General features: G+C 56.7%; 11 protein-coding genes. 7 read left to right on the forward strand and 4 right to left on the reverse strand.

The annotated features are described in order from the left end of the window. Positions 1-29: 29 nt before the first annotated feature. From VH413_01510 to VH413_01525, 4 genes are all read left to right on the forward strand, one after another. Positions 30-1,268 (forward strand): hypothetical protein, encoded by a 1,239-nt coding sequence (locus VH413_01510; protein HEX3797350.1) that lies wholly within the window; start codon positions 30-32, stop codon positions 1,266-1,268. A gap of 103 nt (positions 1,269-1,371) precedes the next feature. Further along, positions 1,372-2,859, forward strand: coding sequence for an ATP-binding protein (locus VH413_01515; protein HEX3797351.1), 1,488 nt, complete (start codon positions 1,372-1,374; stop codon positions 2,857-2,859). 3 nt (positions 2,860-2,862) lie between these two features. Next, entirely contained in the window at positions 2,863-4,242 is a 1,380-nt protein-coding gene (locus VH413_01520; protein ID HEX3797352.1) for a sigma-54 dependent transcriptional regulator, read from the forward strand. Between the two features lie 134 nt (positions 4,243-4,376). Then, entirely contained in the window at positions 4,377-5,009 is a 633-nt protein-coding gene (locus VH413_01525) for a universal stress protein (GenBank protein ID HEX3797353.1), read from the forward strand. 134 nt (positions 5,010-5,143) lie between these two features. Here the strand turns inward: VH413_01525 and VH413_01530 are convergent, their stop codons facing one another. The 3 genes from VH413_01530 to VH413_01540 all read right to left on the reverse strand — a co-directional run bounded on the left by VH413_01530 (position 5,144) and on the right by VH413_01540 (position 9,886). Further along, positions 5,144-5,563 (reverse strand): secondary thiamine-phosphate synthase enzyme YjbQ, encoded by a 420-nt coding sequence (locus VH413_01530; GenBank protein ID HEX3797354.1) that lies wholly within the window; start codon positions 5,561-5,563, stop codon positions 5,144-5,146. 97 nt (positions 5,564-5,660) lie between these two features. Beyond that, the gene (locus VH413_01535) at positions 5,661-6,713 is read right to left on the reverse strand and encodes a hypothetical protein (GenBank protein ID HEX3797355.1); all 1,053 of its coding nucleotides are present in this window, start codon (positions 6,711-6,713) and stop codon (positions 5,661-5,663) included. Between the two features lie 26 nt (positions 6,714-6,739). Then, on the reverse strand, positions 6,740-9,886 hold the full coding sequence (locus VH413_01540) for a FecR domain-containing protein (GenBank protein ID HEX3797356.1): 3,147 nt from the start codon (positions 9,884-9,886) through the stop codon (positions 6,740-6,742). Positions 9,887-10,261: 375 nt separating this feature from the next. Here VH413_01540 and VH413_01545 point away from each other — a divergent pair, with 375 nt between their 5' ends. The 3 genes from VH413_01545 to VH413_01555 all read left to right on the forward strand — a co-directional run bounded on the left by VH413_01545 (position 10,262) and on the right by VH413_01555 (position 13,768). Then, the gene (locus VH413_01545) at positions 10,262-11,077 is read left to right on the forward strand and encodes an AAA family ATPase (GenBank protein ID HEX3797357.1); all 816 of its coding nucleotides are present in this window, start codon (positions 10,262-10,264) and stop codon (positions 11,075-11,077) included. Beyond that, positions 11,074-11,643, forward strand: a complete 570-nt coding sequence (locus VH413_01550) for a hypothetical protein (GenBank protein ID HEX3797358.1) — start codon at positions 11,074-11,076, stop codon at positions 11,641-11,643. The genes VH413_01545 and VH413_01550 overlap by 4 nt, the downstream gene beginning before the upstream one ends. A gap of 121 nt (positions 11,644-11,764) precedes the next feature. Beyond that, complete coding sequence (locus VH413_01555) at positions 11,765-13,768, forward strand: acyltransferase family protein (GenBank protein ID HEX3797359.1); 2,004 nt, start codon at positions 11,765-11,767, stop codon at positions 13,766-13,768. 351 nt (positions 13,769-14,119) lie between these two features. Here the strand turns inward: VH413_01555 and VH413_01560 are convergent, their stop codons facing one another. After that, the gene (locus VH413_01560; protein ID HEX3797360.1) at positions 14,120-15,379 is read right to left on the reverse strand and encodes a family 1 glycosylhydrolase; all 1,260 of its coding nucleotides are present in this window, start codon (positions 15,377-15,379) and stop codon (positions 14,120-14,122) included. Positions 15,380-15,398 lie beyond the last annotated feature (19 nt).

The following is a 15,398-nucleotide window of genomic DNA, read 5'->3' on the forward strand; positions in this document are numbered from 1 at the left end:
TGGATTTCAACCCAGAAAGAAATTATATCATGATCGTAAACATACTGAAACAATGCCGTTGGGCTGCGGTCGTTGCCTTTTGGCTCGCGGCGGCGGTCGCCGTGGACGCGCAACAACGGGGCGGCGGCGGCGGTGGTGGATTCGGCGGCGGCGGTGGCACTGGATTTCGCACCAGTTCATCGGGATCATCAGCCTCTTCGGCGGGCAGCGGTTCCTCGACGCGCGATTATCCCAACGCCACTCTCCCGGGCGATGCCACGTTCAGTTACGACCCCGAGACGCATAGTCTGGTCGTGATGTCCGATGACGCGACCTTCGCGCACATCAGCGAGGTCGTTTCCAATCTCGACCGTCCCAAACCCCAGGTGTTGATCAAGGTGGTTTTCCTCGAAGTGCAGCACGACGACGCGCTGGATTTCGGTGTGGAAGGCGGCTATCACCACAACAGCAATCCGTCCTTGTTCGGCACGGGAGCGCCGGGCGTGGGGACTTCAAATGTTTTCGGCCTTAGCCAATTAGGCGCAAGCGGCGAGCAGATCGGGCAAACCGTGGTGCCCGGCGGCGCGGGTTTGTATTCGGTGATGGCGAGTGACTTCAATGCGACGGTTCGCGCGATTGCTTCGGCGCAAAAAGTCGAAGTGCTGTCGCGTCCGTCCATTATGGTTCGCAACAATCAGCCCGCGACGATCACGGTCGGCCAATCCGTGCCGCTCGTTACCGGCGTGGAAGCGGCCACGATCGCGTCCGGACCGGTCAGCGAAATCACTTACCAGAGCGTGGGAATTATTTTGCAGGTCACGCCGTTCATTTCGTCGGATGGGTTGGTGGAAATGATCGTCGCGCCGCAGATTTCCAGTTTGTCGGCGCAGACGGTGGCGGTGTCCAGCAATGTCAACGCCCCGGTCATTGATTTGCGTTCGGCCAGCACGGTGGTCGTGACGCCCGACGGCCAGACGGTGGTCATCGGCGGTTTGATGGAGCACGACAAGACGATCATTGATACGAAGATTCCGGTGCTGGGAGACATTCCGCTGCTGGGAAATCTGTTCAAGCACAAGCAAAGCGCCACCACCAAAAAAGAATTGATGATTTTCCTGACACCGCATGTTGTCTCGATGCCGAACCAGATCGCGAGCGTGAGCAAGCACGAGGAAAAAGCCGCGGACTTGTCGCGCCGCTCCTTCGGCGAACAGGAGCTGGATCAATATTTTGACCGGTTGCCCACGAAACCTCATACGGTCTGGAGTTCGCCCGAAACGGTGAAATAACGCGCCTTGAACTGGCGCGTTCTCTGAGGCAAGTATAACGCATGCCGGCATTCGCGAAGGAATGCCCGTGCGCGGTACGCGATTTGAAAAACCATAACTCATTATGACGCGCCGCAGTTGGCTGGTTTACGGAACGCTGCTGGCGATCTGGCTGGCGTTGCTCGGCTGGCAGGGTGCGGAGCATCTGCGCGTGCGCCGCGCCGCGCGCGGGCTCTTGCGGCATCGCGCGGAGGACATCTCGAACACGCTGGCCTTGATCATGCGCGTGACCGCGCGCGGGCCGTTTTCCCCGAAGGAAAGAATCGAACCGTGGCTCGAGGAGTTGGTGAAGGAGGGCGAGGTTTATTCCATCAAATTGTATAACGCGCAGGGCGAGGAACTCGTCGGCGCGGGTGCGCCCATCGAATTGCCCAAGGACGAATTGCCCAATGGAGAATATTGGGATGATGAGGAGCAGAAGGTCACGCTGAAGAATCTGGTGGATCTGGGCACGAACATCATCAGCACCTTTCCCACCAACCGCCCGCCGCGACCCGACTTTGACGGGCGTCCGCCGGGCGATACCAACGGCCCTCCGGGAGATTTCAATTCGCCGCCCCCACCGCCGCCCGACCTGGCGGGAATGACGAATATGCCGCCGGGCACAAATGGTTTCGACGGCACCAACGGGATGCGCCGGGGCCCGCGCCGCCCGCGCCTGACGCCGGCGGAAATGCAGACGTTACGCGAGAAAAAAGGCGCGCATGGGTTCGTGATGGTCATGTCCGCGCGCTCGGTGGCGATGGTGATGGAACAGGATTTGTGGCTGCGGCTCATCATCGCGATTTTGGCGACCGTGGGAGTCGTGGGTTACGGACTAGCGTGGAACAACGCGAACAAAACTTCCGAATTGCAGATCCGCCTGGTGCGCGCGAGCGAATCGAATCTGCATCTGAAGGAAATGAATTTGGCCGCCGCCGGTTTGGCGCATGAAACCCGCAACCCGCTCAACATCGTGCGCGGCCTGGCGCAAATGATCTCGAAGCAGGAAGACGCCTCGCCGGAGATCCGGCTCAAATCGCGCGAAATCATTGACGAGAGCGACCGCGTGGCGGCGCAGTTGAACGAGTTCATCAATTATTCGCGTCCGCGCGAAGTGCGCCGGGCGGCGACGCGCTTGAACTCTGTCGTCGGCGAAGTGGTGCGCGCATTGAATTACGACATCGAGGAAAAACACGTGCAGGTGCAGAACCTGGCCGAGGAATTAGTCATCGAGGCGGATGAACAGTTGTTGCGGCAAGCCTTGTTCAATCTGGTGATGAATGCCATTCAAGCGGTCGCGGACAAGGGCGAGATCCAGATTCGCACGGGAAAACAAGGCAATGCGGAAGCGTTCATCGAGATCGCCGACAACGGCCCGGGCGTCGCGCCGGACCAGCGCAAGGAAATTTTCAAACCTTACTTCACGACCCACGAGGAAGGCACCGGCCTCGGCCTCGCGGTGGTGCAACAGATCGTGCTCGCGCATGGCTGGGAAATTGAATGCGTGGCCAACCAGCCGGCCGGGGCGAATTTCCGCATCACGCATGTGAAGCTCACGGCGAAAGGGTGAGTCATGCCCCCCGAAACTCCCAAGCCGTCCGCAACCACCCCGCGCATCCTGATTGTGGATGACGACGCCGGGCAGCGGAGTTTGCTCAACACTTTTCTCACCAGCCAGGGATTAAAAACTGTGGTCGTTGATTCGGGGGAACGCGCGCTGGAAGTTTTGCGCAGCGAAGAAATCGCCATGATGATTTCGGACGTGCGCATGCCGGGAATTTCCGGGCTCGACACGCTGCGGCTCGCCCGCCAGGAACACGCGCGGCTGCCGATCCTGCTCGTCACCGCGTTCACCGACGTGCGCGACGCCGTGCACGCGATCCGTGACGGCGCGGTGGATTATCTCGCCAAGCCGATTGACCTCGACCAGTTGCTGGCGCTGGTGCGGCAGGCCACCGGACTTTCGCGCACCGCGCCGCTGAAGTTCAATGACAACCGGCAACTGCCGCCGCGGGTCATCGCGCAAAGCCCGCTGATGCAGGCGATTTTTCGCGACACCTCGCTCATCGCGCCTTCCGAAAGCCGCGTGCTCATCACCGGCGAAAGCGGCGTGGGCAAGGAAGTTTTGGCGGAAGTCATCCACGCGTGGAGCCCGCGTGCGGCGGGGCCGCTGGTGAAGGTGAATTGCGCGGCGATTCCCGAGACGCTGCTGGAAAGCGAATTGTTCGGTCACGAAAAAGGCTCGTTCACGGGCGCGGTGGCGCAACGCATCGGCCGTTTTGAGACGGCCAACGGCGGCACGATTTTTTTGGATGAGATCGCCGAGATGTCACCGCAGTTGCAGGCGAAGCTGCTGCGCGTGGCGCAGGACGGGCGTTTCCAGCGCATCGGATCGAACACGGAAATCCACGTCAACGCGCGCATCCTCGCCGCGACGAATCGCAATCTCGAAGAGGAAGTCAAGGCGGGGCGTTTTCGCGAAGACCTTTTTTATCGCCTCAATGTCGTCGAGTTGAACATCCCGCCGTTGCGCGAGCGGCGCGAAGATATTTTGCCGCTGGCGACGCAAATTCTCGGCGACCTGACGAAAGGCCGCGCGAGATTGTCGCAAGCCGTGGCGGAATCGCTGGAGCGATATTCCTGGCCGGGCAACGTGCGGGAATTGCGGAACGCGATGGAACGCGCGGCGCTGCTTTCAGGTGGCGAACTGATTTTGCCGGAGCACTTGCCGGCGCGCGTGCGTTCAGGAGCGGCCCGCGCGCAAACGCCCGATGAAATGCCCGCCGACGCGCGGCGGCTCGAAGAAGTGGAACGCACGGCGGTGCTCGAAGCATTGCGAAAAAATGATTTCAACCGCACGGAAACCGCGAAGGCGCTGGGCATCAGCCGCCGCGCGCTGCTGTATAAATTACAGCGGCTGCGCGAGCAGGGATTTGAAGTGGACGCGGTTTAAGAAAGTGATGGCGGTGTAGCAGTGGGCGAAGCGGTTCGATTGCGGAAGCGAACGGAGGAGTTTTTACAATTATTTAACGGGTTCAAAGGGTCTTTTGATTCCTCAATCATGGTAGTGGGAACGAGATTCTTTCCATGAATATTAGAACCAGATTGTGGAAACGCCGGGGCGAGGAGACTGCTGGATTTGCTGATTGTGAACGTAAAACCACCAAAAAAACGCCGGTCATTTTGGTTCCGGTTGATGTGACGGCCGATTCGCTGCCCGCTGTGAAGGCAGCCATAAACCTGGCTAAAGAACTGGAGGCCCGGATGATTTTGTTTCACGCGATTCATCTGAATCTTTCACCTTTTGGCCCGGCGAATGTGGACAGGCTCATGGCCGATTTGCGGAGCGAAGCGGCCGTGAAGGTGAAAATACTCGCGAGCTTTGCGCAGATGGCGGCTGTTCCCGTGCAATGTTTGATCGGGCAAGGGCCGGTGGCAGCCGCCATTCTGAATGCAGCGAAGCAAAATTCCGCGAGCTTGATGGTCATGATGGCGGGGAAAGCGGGGTGGTGGCGCGAATTTTTCGGAAACAATTTGACCAAATGCGTCGCGCGAAATGCCGCCTGCACGGTGCTGGTTTTGAGCCCGGAAAAAAATCGGGCGGATGAATCGAACAAATTACGGGGCGCGCCGTCTAACTTTGTAGAGGTTAGAGATGGATATGACGTTGAACAATATCATATATGTGGCCGTGACGCTGGGGCGGGCGCTGGAACATAATCCGGGCCGGCTGGTGCCATTCGTCGCGGGGGCTTGTGTGGTCACGCTGATCATCGCGATTATTTCGGACGCGTGGCTGAGAACGCGTCCGGCGCGGGAAAAGAAGCCCGCCGTCGCGCGCATCCATTCTAATTCTACTCGCCAATAATTTTGACAAGGACGCGCTTGCGGCGGGAGCCGTCAAACTCACCGTAGAAAATTTGTTCCCAGGGGCCGAAATCGAGTTTTCCTTTCGTGATCGCCACCACCACTTCGCGGCCCATGATCTGGCGTTTCAAGTGGGCGTCCGCATTGTCTTCACCGGTGCGATTGTGCTGATACTGGCCGGTGGGCGCGTGCGGGGCGAGTTTCTCCAGCCAAAGATCGTAATCGGCGAGCAAGCCGGACTCCGCATCATTGATGAACACCGAAGCGGTGATGTGCATGGCATTGACGAGACAAAGCCCCTCCTGCACCCCGCTCTGCCGAACCAGTTTTTCCACGGTCGCGGTAATATTGACAAAACCGCGCCGCCCAGGAACTTCAAACCACATATGTTCGGTTAAAGATTTCACGGGGAATGTTTCACGGGTTCAATTTCAACTTTCAAGGTGACAAAAACAAAAAGGCCAAGCCGCAATGGCTTGGCGATGGTGTCAGAAGCGACGTCTTTTAGAAACGCAGCGTCAAATTCAGGCCAAGGCCGGTGTCCAATTTATCGTAGCTGGGAGTGAACTGGTCATCCGAGGTGCGGATGCTTTCACTGGCATAGACGCGCGCGGAAAGTTGCGGAGTGAAATACCAGGTGGCACTCGCGCCGAGGATATGCTGGAAATCGTTGCGAGCCACGCCGGCGAAGTCGCGCCGATAGTAGGTTTCGTCAAAGCGATAGTACGGCTGCAAAACCAGCTTACCCAGGATCTGCCAGCTTGCGGAGACGCCCACCACGGAATCGAGGCGGTCATTGACATCCTCAGAGCTTCCGAAAATGCTCGGGACACCCGTAAAGTGATACGATTCCTGGCCGATCAAAGAGACGATCAGGTTGTCACGAATTTTGAAGAACCGCTGCACGGTGACCGCAGGCATGACTTCGTAGTAAAATTGATTGTAGTTCGCCTGGGTGAGGAGGCGGGTGTAATCCAATTCGGTATCGAATTCCCAATTCTCATGCCAAAGATATTGGCCGGAGGCGAAGAAAGTTTGCGCGTTAAAATCGAGGGCGGATTCCTGGCTATTATCGCCGAGACCGTAATTATACCACTGGCTACGGAATCCGACGCGCGGCGCGAATTTGCCCGGGCCGAGATCGTAAGCGGAGGGCGCAAACGCGATTTGGACCGTATTGACCGCGTAGAGAGTGGAGACGTGGAAATGATTATCGAGGCGGTTATTATCGGTGAAGGCATATTGCGTATCGGCCACGCCTTCAAAATAATTGTGGATCGGTTTGATTTTGAGAATGTGCTGCGGGCCGACATCTTCATCTTCACCAGGATAAAGCTCGGGGGCGTTGGTGGTGGTGAGATTATTGAGCATCTCCTCCTGCTGGCGGGTGGCCGTGTTTTGATTGTATTGCAGGACCGGAGCCGGGGTGGTTTGCCCATTGATGGCTTGAATGGCGGGCGCCTGTGCCAAAAGCAGGCCGGTCGAGCCGAGATAGAGTGACGCAACGGCGGTGACTGCGGTTTTAAATTTAGCGCGCATGGTCAGTTGGTTTGTCATGGTAATAAATTTATTGGTTAAGGCGTTCACAAACCATGGACGGTGTATCCGGCAGCGCCTTGTTGAATCATGGCGTCGGTGATCAGCGTACCCTGGAAGGTCACACCTTTGACCAGATTGACGTCGCCAAGGATGATTTGTTTCATCGTATTTGCGCCTTGAGCGGTGACGCCATTGGCTACGCCGAAGCTGGTGTTGCCGCTGTTGGGCAGCGCCACATCCGTAAGCACAATCGTGCGGGCGTTGACGTTCAGCGAGCCGACACCGGAAAGGTCCGCGTTTTGGACTTGAGCCATCGCGCTCAGTTGAGTGCCGGAAGAAATGTTCAGCGTGCCGGCGGCGATCTGTCCGGGGGTATCAATCAAAATGCCGTCTGGCGAGTTGAAGGTGATCACACTCGCAGTGAATTTGGCGCCGTTGTTGATTGTGAGCTGCCCGGAACTGTTCGCCACGGAGATGGAACCGGATTGCGCATTGGCGGTGATAGTGCCGCCGATATTCGCGCCGCCGATGGAGGAAAGTTGGACGGAGGAATTTCCGCTCAGCACGGTGGAAGACGCCGTTTGCAAAAACCCGCCGGAAGTAATGCCGATGTTATCGCCCGAAATCTGAACGCCCGCATTGATGGTGATCGGGCCGTTGTCCGAGATGAGGCTGATGTTGCCGCCGGAAGGCGCGCTGGTGATATTGCCACCGATGCTCATGGCGTCGGAGGAATGCAGGCTGACGCTGGAGTTGCCGACGATGGTGCTGGTTCCGTCAATCAGGATGCTGCCGTCATCCGCGATGAGGGCCACGTTTCCGCCGCTGAGGCTGGCGCCGGGGCTGAGGTCAAGATTACCCTCGAAGGTTTCGACATTAATATTGCCGCCAGTGGAAGCGACATTGGCCCCGATCGTGATGTCCGAATCGGCTTGAAAACCAATGCCGCCGGAACCGTTGATCGTGACGCCGGGATCAATAAGAATGGAGCCCTCTTCCGAATTAATCTGGATGAGACCGGCGGCCATTTGAACGCCGCCAAGGATGTGGAGTTCATCAAAGCTGTTGTCAATAGTGAGGCGGCCAGTGCCTCCATTGGCGACGATATTTACGCCGACACTCATGCCGTCGCCGGATTCCAAATCAACGGATGCGCCGCCAGTGATGGTGCCGGGAGCATTAACCGATTGGGAAAGCGTGAGAGTATCATTGGCGGAAATAAGGATATTGTTGCCGGTGACAGGCGTCGAATTCAGGGAAATGGACGAATCACCTTCAACTGTAATATTCATCGCGCCCTGCATCGGGTCGCCAATGGTGGAGGAATCAAAACTGATGGGGCCATCCGATTCGACATCAATCACGCTGGCGGAGAGGATGGTTCCGTTATTAACGGTCAGCGGATTAAAGGAATCATTGAAGATATCCAACTCGCCGTCTTCGGTGTCGGCCCCGATGGTCGCGCCGTTAAGGGTCATTCCGTTGCCGGAAGTCAGCCCGACATCCCTGCCTTGAATGTTCGCGCCGGCGACGTTGATGGCGCCGATATCGGAATCAATCGAAATATCGCCGGAGGTGGAGATTGACACGCCGGAGTTGATCGCCAGGGTGCCGGCGGTATTTGCCAGTGAAATATCGCCACTGTCCGAGGAAAGATTCTCGTTGATCGTCATTCCGCTTTCGGAATTTAAAATGATATTGCCGCCGGTCGTGATCTGGCCGGTCGTTGGCGTTTCGCCGGTCAGAGTGAGAATGCCGCCGCTGTCAATTTCAACCTGAGAAGCGTTGATGGGGGAGTCGGTGAGCGTGACATCTGAATCCGAACTCGAAAGTTCGACCTCGCCACTGTTGGCGAAGCTGACCTGGTTGAGGTTCAGGGCATTGATGGTGCCGAAATCTATCAGATCGGACTCCGAAGTGATTTTGCTGCCGGAAGCGATGGTGAGTGTGGCGCCCGCGAAATTAATGTCTCCGGAAAAGGCATCGCTCGAACCGGTATCGAGCGAGCCGGAAATAGCCAGCCCTTCGGTGGCCAGGAACGTGAACCGCGATAGCGACGAATAAGGGCTTAAGTCCACGGATGGCGTGCTGAAGGTAATATTGCGCGCGATGAAACCGGTGACGGTATGGAACGGCGTGGAACTGAATTCGGGCACCTCAACCGTAACCGGTTCGGTAAAGACACGGGTGCTGTCGAGAGTGGAACTGGAAATCGTGACGTCATTGGCAGCGCCGACGGTGGCTTCGGCTGGAAGGGCGGCATCGGTGATCGGCTGGCCTTCCTGCGAGATGAATACAAAGTTATCCGGCTGGACGAAACCGCCGTTCCGGAAAGTCAGGCCGTTCGGAACGACATAACCGGGCGGAAGGCCATTATTACTATTGGTGCTGCCGCCAGACATGGGCGTCAGCAAGGGATTGGAGCCGGTATTTTCGGGGTCGCCGCCGTTGAGTGCGGCGATGGCGCTGATGACCTGCACACCGGTGGAGCTGGCTTCGGAGCCGACGAGCAGGCCGGTGTCCGTGGCTTTGCCAGAAGCGATTTGTTTGATCTGGTGGGCGATCTGGGCGTTCACCTTATTGATGGACCCCAGGGGTTTGTTGAAACCTTGAACGAGGCGGCTGCCGGTGACCTGCTGGTCGAGCCGGAAGGAAAGCACCGGGCCGGGCAAACCGCCGGGCAATACAAAGATCAACTGGCCCGCGTGAATCTGGCGGGTGAAGCCTTGCTGAAATTTCACTTCAGCCGTGCCTTCGAGCGTCAGCACTTTGAAACCGCCGCTGGGCGTGGTGACCACGATGATGGTCGTGCCGAGCACGGCCGCCGTGGCCGCCGCGGTGTGGATCGAGCCGCCGCCTTTGCCCTTGGGCGAATTGAAAAGGAGGCTGCCTTGCTCGAGATGGATGCTGCGATTGGCGGCATCGAAAGAGAAAATGGTGTTGGCGCCGACGCGGGTGATGGTGTTGTCGGCGGCGACGAGTTCTGCGCGGGAGCCGGGGCCGGTACGCAGCACGTCCGGCATTTTGAAGAGGCCATCCACCGAGGCGGCATGCTTGGAATTATCGGACGTGGAGATGATTTCCACATCATTGACGACCTGGGTGAACTTGGATTCCTTGAGGTCAATGGCTCCGAAAGATGAGAGGCCCGTGAGAACGCCAGTAGTTGTTATAACAAATAATTTTTTCATAACCCGTAAGTCGAATCCGGTGCAGCTTGAGACGTGCCTTTAGAAAAGCGCACAATGGGCCAAATGTAAAGTCCCCTTTTACAAAAACTGATTTGAAAAAATCGTTTGGGTTATGAGGATGGATGAGGCACTCGTTCGGGAATGGTGACGGTCGTGCTGGCTTTTTTGACGCAGAGGCGCAGAGAAAAAACAAATATTGGATGGTACGGAGGAAACAAATTTTTCATCATCCATGACTCTTTCTCCCCGTGGCCGTCCGCAAGGACCTCTGCGCCTCTGCGTCAAATTGACTTGTCCCATGTCGGCAAAACTACAAAACGCCTGACCTTAAATTTCTTTTCTTTCTTGTGGGGCGTTTTTTGCTACAGATGAAGCGTGTATTTGGAATATTACGGCCTGACCGAGCCGCCCTTCACGATAACGCCGAATCCGCGCTTTCTGTTTTTCAGCGGCAAGCATCGCGAGGCGCTCAACCATCTTTTGTATGGCATCCGCGAACGGAAGGGGTTCGTCCAACTCACGGGTGAAGTCGGCGCGGGCAAGACGACCTTATGCCGCGCGTTGCTCGAACAGCTTGGCGAAAATTTTTCCACAGCGCTCATCCTCAATCCGGTGATGGGCATGGATCAACTCGTAAGAGCCGTCGCCATCGAGTTCGGTTTGGACGCGCGCGGGCTTGACCGGTTGGAAACCATCGCGCTCATCAATGATTTTCTGTTGCATCAGTTGGAGGCGAATCGCGAGACGGTTTTGATCATTGACGAGGCGCAGGACCTGACCAACGAACTGCTCGAACAAGTGCGGCTACTGTCCAATCTGGAGACAGACGACCGCAAGCTGCTGCAAATCGTGTTGATGGGACAACCGGAATTGCGCGACCGCTTGAACGACCATTCGCTAAGGCAGTTGCGGCAACGCATCACCGTGCGCTACCACCTGACACCCCTCACGCGTGCGGAAGTGGCACAATACGTGCAGCATCGGCTTCAAGTTTCGGGTGCGCAAGGCGCGCCTTACTTCACGACGCCGGCGTTGTGGCGGGTGTATCGCTACAGCCAGGGCATTCCGCGGTTGATAAACGCGGTGTGCGACAAGGCTCTGCTGGCCGCATTCGTGGAGCAGCGGGACAAGATTGATTTTCGCCTGGTCGGCCGGGCGTTGCGAGAGTTGGAAGGCAAGATTAACGCATGAGTTTGATTAACGATGCCCTGAAACGGGCGAAGGAAACGCAGCCGCAAGACGTGGCCGCCGATGGTCCGGCATTGCAACCGGTGATGCGCGCTCGAAACGCGCGCCCGGATTTTTTGCTGCCGATGCTGGCGGTGGTGATTTTGCTTTTGGCGGGATTATTGATTTGGGCATGGTCGCAAAGCGGCGGCGCGATGAAGGTGCGCGCGAATTCTTTTCCCGCTGAGCAAGCGCAGGCTCCGGTGGTTGAACCAGCCAAGCCGGTTCAAATGGCCATGACTGCGCCGACGCCTGCTCCTGCAATCGCCGCTCCGGAAAAACCGGCGGCGATGGTGATGGAAATAACGACTAATGCAGTTGCGGTCTCGCCAGTAGTTGCGCCGAAGCCGGAACCGGTCGTTTACAAGCTCCAGGGAATTTTTTATTCCAAGCATCCTTCGGCGGTGATCAATGGCAAACCGGTTTTCCCGGGCAGCCGCGTGGGTGAGGCGCATGTGGTCTCAATCGGCATAGATTCGGCGACGATTGTGCTGCCGACGGGTGAGCGGCGCGTCCTTGAACTGCCTTGACAAAAAACGGGTCCGGCAATAAACAGTTTCCATCGGACCAATCCAGTCAGCTTCGAAGCTTCGGTTACATCCGGATTTTAATCCACGTGTAATATCCTCGGCCGCTGGACGCCCGTATTAAATGGCTCCCGGAAAGCATGACCAAAAAAGAATCCTCGGCATTGACGGTCTCCGCGCCTTCGCGGTGCTTTCGGTCATTTTCTTTCACCTGAATTCCAAATATCTGCCGGGCGGTTTTGTTGGCGTAGATATTTTCTTCGTGATTTCGGGCTACGTGGTGTGCGGTTCGTTGCTGAGGGATTCCGCCGACCGTTTTCTTCCGTTCATCGGGAGGTTTTATGCGCGAAGAGTCATGCGCATTTACCCCGCGCTGCTCGTGCTGTTGCTGGCGGGCGCGATTTTATCATCACTGTTTATTCCGCGGGCGTTTCTGAGCGATGGCAATACGCGGGTCGGTTGGTGGGCGCTGTATGGCTTGAGCAATATTGCGCTGGTGATTTACCACAAGGATTATTTTTCACCGACGAATGATTATAATCCGTTCGCCCACACGTGGTCGCTGGGCGTGGAAGAACAATACTATCTCATCTTTCCGCTGGTGCTGTTTTTGATCCTGCGCGCGCGGGAGAAAAGTCCCACGGCGCGGCGGGCCATCGGCGCGATTTTGCCGGTCTTGTTCGCCGCGTCGGTGCTTTATTCCATACGAGAAACATCGGCGCACCATGATCGCGCATATTATTTATTGCCGAGCCGATTTTGGGAGTTGGCGGTGGGCGCGCTGTTGTGCCTCGCGCATCATCGGGGAAAACTTTTGCCGAAAACTGCCGGACAATCCGCCTGGCTCACGACGGTTGGGTTGGTGGTGTTGATTGTTTCTGTGGTGTGCGTCAACGCGGTTGATTTTCCCTTTCCGCTGGCGATACCGCCAGTGTTGGGCACGGCATTGTGCATTGCGGGCTTGGTGGTGCCGAATCCCGGTGGCATAGCGGCAAAAATTCTTACGTTTGCGCCGGTCGTGGGAATCGGGCGCATCTCGTATTCGGTTTATCTGTGGCACTGGACGATATTTGTTCTGCTGCGCTGGACGGTCGGGCTCGAAAGTATTTCGTCGTATGTCGTTGGGCTGGTGCTGACATTTGGATTGGCGTCGGCCTCGTATTTCTTCCTCGAAGCGCCGATCCAGCGCGTGCATAGGTCGTTTAAAAATCGCACGGCGCAGGTTTTGATCACGGGCCTGTGCGTGATCCTGACGACGCATATTATCTATTCGAGAATCACCAACCTGAAGGCCCAGCGTTTTCTTGGGTTGGGCGTGGTGACGAAAAACTATAAGGATTGGTATCCCGAGCCGAGTTGGAATCACAATCGCGGGCCGCTGTTTCCAGGCGTGGCGGGAAAACATTGGAGCGATAAACGGCTGTTTGTGATCGGCGATTCGCACGCAGAGGCGGACGGAGGGTTGTGCCGGATGCTTGAGGAAAACGATGGCGTCTCGGTGCTGATAGATTCGTTCGTGGGAGAAAATCTGGGGTCACTCGTCCATCCGGAAAATGCGAACACGGAAGGGCTAAAGCAATTTGCCCTGGCGCATCTCAAACAATACAGCCGCCCGGGCGACGTCGTGCTGCTGGCGAGCCTGCGGGTGCATCGCCTAAGCGAGCCGTGGGGCGAATTGAAGCCGGAATACATCGCGCAAGTCGCGGCGATGGAAACGGAAACGAACCAGGCGCTGGCGCTTCGGCAGGGCGAAGAATTGATCCGCCAGCTTCAACAGATGAATTTGACGGTCATCATTTCCGCGCCAATGCCGGTTTATAAAGCGTCGCCGTTTCGCGGCAGCGATTGGTTTGACCGAATGAACCCGGTGAACCTTCCGGGCTTCACCGTGGATCGCGATTTTTCTTTGGCTCATCGCGCGCATGCGATGGAAGTCATCAAACAGGTGCAGACGGATATTCCCAGTGTTCAAGTGTGGGATCCGTTCGAGACTTTTTGTGCGGGGACAAATTGTGTGGCGTTTGACGGTTCAAAGCCTTTCTTTTTTGATGGAGATCATTTGACGGATTACGGCGGGCGAAAACTTTATCCGTCGTTTAAAGAGGTGCTTGAAAAAATCTGGCGGTAGAAGGAATGCGGGTTGGTTTTTGAAAAGCGGCACCGTTTTCATTCCGTCGTGCGGGGTGATAAAAGGATGCTCGCCCGGGCTCGCCTCGCTGCGCTCGATAGAGAGGTGAGTGGTTTCGATGAGGATTCCCCCAACTGAAGTTGGGGGTCAATGAGAAGCGTGGGGCGAGTGTGTGAGCGTGGTTCCATGCGGGAATTTCTTCCGTCCCTTGCGGGACTTGATTCGCATCGTGTGGTTACCCAGCCATAAATGGCTGGGCTAAGTTCGGTCGTCCCTGCGGGACTTCGGATGGTGGAGCGGCAGTTCCGCCCCTGCCATGCAATGGGTTTGTGGACTTTTTGCTAATGGCGATTATAACTTGCCATTAGCAATATTGGCGCGGCAGATTTTTTGGTAGGCTTCGCCCAAGGGTTTCATCTTTCGTGGCATTTGGGGGTTTTTGAAATCCACTTCGATGAGGCCGAATTTTTTGGAGTAGCCGAATTGCCATTCAAAATTGTCCATGAGCGACCAATAAAAAAATCCGCGGACGTCCACGCCTTGTTCCATGGCGGTGTGCAGTTCTTTTAAGTATCCGATCAAGTCGGCTTCGCGGAAGTTTTCGTTTTCAGAAGCGGCGCCGTGTTCGGTGATGTAGAGGGGGAGCCGGAATTTTTTGTGCAAATAGTGAAGCACGTATCCGAGGCCGGCGGGGTAGCGCTCAACCATGTCATCGCAGACGAAACCGAAATCTTTCAAACGATTTTCGGTTGCGCCACCGGCGGGGATCATGGCGTTGAGATGATGGAATCGCACGCGCCCATAATAATTCAGCCCGATAAAGGTTGAGGCACGGTGGCGTCCACCGCCGACGAATGCGCGCAGGACAAATTTGTTGAAGGTCTCGTGACACGCTCGGGCGAGGGCGTGATCCCAGGCGGAGAAGCGTTGGTAGCCGTGGAAGAAGGTCCAGTTTTTCGCGATGCCCACTTGCATTTGATTGGCAAAGGAACTGGCGGATTGAATGATGCGGCTGGCTTCCTCATGCGCGGCGGCCATGTGCTTGATGACGGCGCGGAATCTCGTCCAACGCCATTTTTCGTGCGGCGGAAATCCGCCGAGCAAATATCCCAGTGAAGCGTAGGTGTCCGGCTCGTTGAAGGTGTTCCACAAATCAATCCGCTCCTTCAATGCGGCGACGAGTTTGGAAACGTAATCCACGAATGCGCCGATGGTGGCTTTGTTGGTCCATGCTCCCGATTCGACGATCCAGAGCGGATTGGAGAAATGATGGAGCACGACCATTGGGCGGATGCCGGCATCGCGAAGCTGGTCTATGAGGTCAATGTAACGGTCGAGTTCGTTTTGATTCAGCGGCGCATACGGCGCGGATTGCAAGCGTGACCACTCGATGCCGAAGCGGTAGGCGTTCACGCCGAGCCGGGTCATCCATTCGATGTCTTCGGGGTAGCGATGATAATTATCGCAGGCGAGGTGACAGGTGCTGCCGTCCTGCGCGACGAAATTGGTCCACTCGTTTTGGATGTGGCCTTCGACCTGGGTGGGAGCCGTGGCTGTGCCCCACAAAAAGTCTTTGGGAAAAATCAATTCGGTTCGGTGAGTTGGAGGCATGATCGCGGGCTTGCTAAAG

It is taken from the genome of Verrucomicrobiia bacterium (genome assembly GCA_036268055.1).
Classification (GTDB): Bacteria; Verrucomicrobiota; Verrucomicrobiia; order Limisphaerales; family Pedosphaeraceae; genus DATAUW01.

What these genes read in the sequence shown, in the direction of transcription:
- VH413_01535 (HEX3797355.1), bottom strand. Translation starts at nt 6,713, where the DNA reads ATGACAAACCAACTGACCATGCGCGCTAAATTTAAAACCGCAGTCACC.
- VH413_01510 (HEX3797350.1), top strand. Translation starts at nt 30, where the DNA reads ATGATCGTAAACATACTGAAACAATGCCGTTGGGCTGCGGTCGTTGCC.
- VH413_01550 (HEX3797358.1), top strand. Translation starts at nt 11,074, where the DNA reads ATGAGTTTGATTAACGATGCCCTGAAACGGGCGAAGGAAACGCAGCCG.
- VH413_01560 (HEX3797360.1), bottom strand. Translation starts at nt 15,379, where the DNA reads ATGCCTCCAACTCACCGAACCGAATTGATTTTTCCCAAAGACTTTTTG.
- VH413_01520 (HEX3797352.1), top strand. Translation starts at nt 2,863, where the DNA reads ATGCCCCCCGAAACTCCCAAGCCGTCCGCAACCACCCCGCGCATCCTG.
- VH413_01525 (HEX3797353.1), top strand. Translation starts at nt 4,377, where the DNA reads ATGAATATTAGAACCAGATTGTGGAAACGCCGGGGCGAGGAGACTGCT.
- VH413_01515 (HEX3797351.1), top strand. Translation starts at nt 1,372, where the DNA reads ATGACGCGCCGCAGTTGGCTGGTTTACGGAACGCTGCTGGCGATCTGG.
- VH413_01555 (HEX3797359.1), top strand. Translation starts at nt 11,765, where the DNA reads ATGGCTCCCGGAAAGCATGACCAAAAAAGAATCCTCGGCATTGACGGT.
- VH413_01540 (HEX3797356.1), bottom strand. Translation starts at nt 9,886, where the DNA reads ATGAAAAAATTATTTGTTATAACAACTACTGGCGTTCTCACGGGCCTC.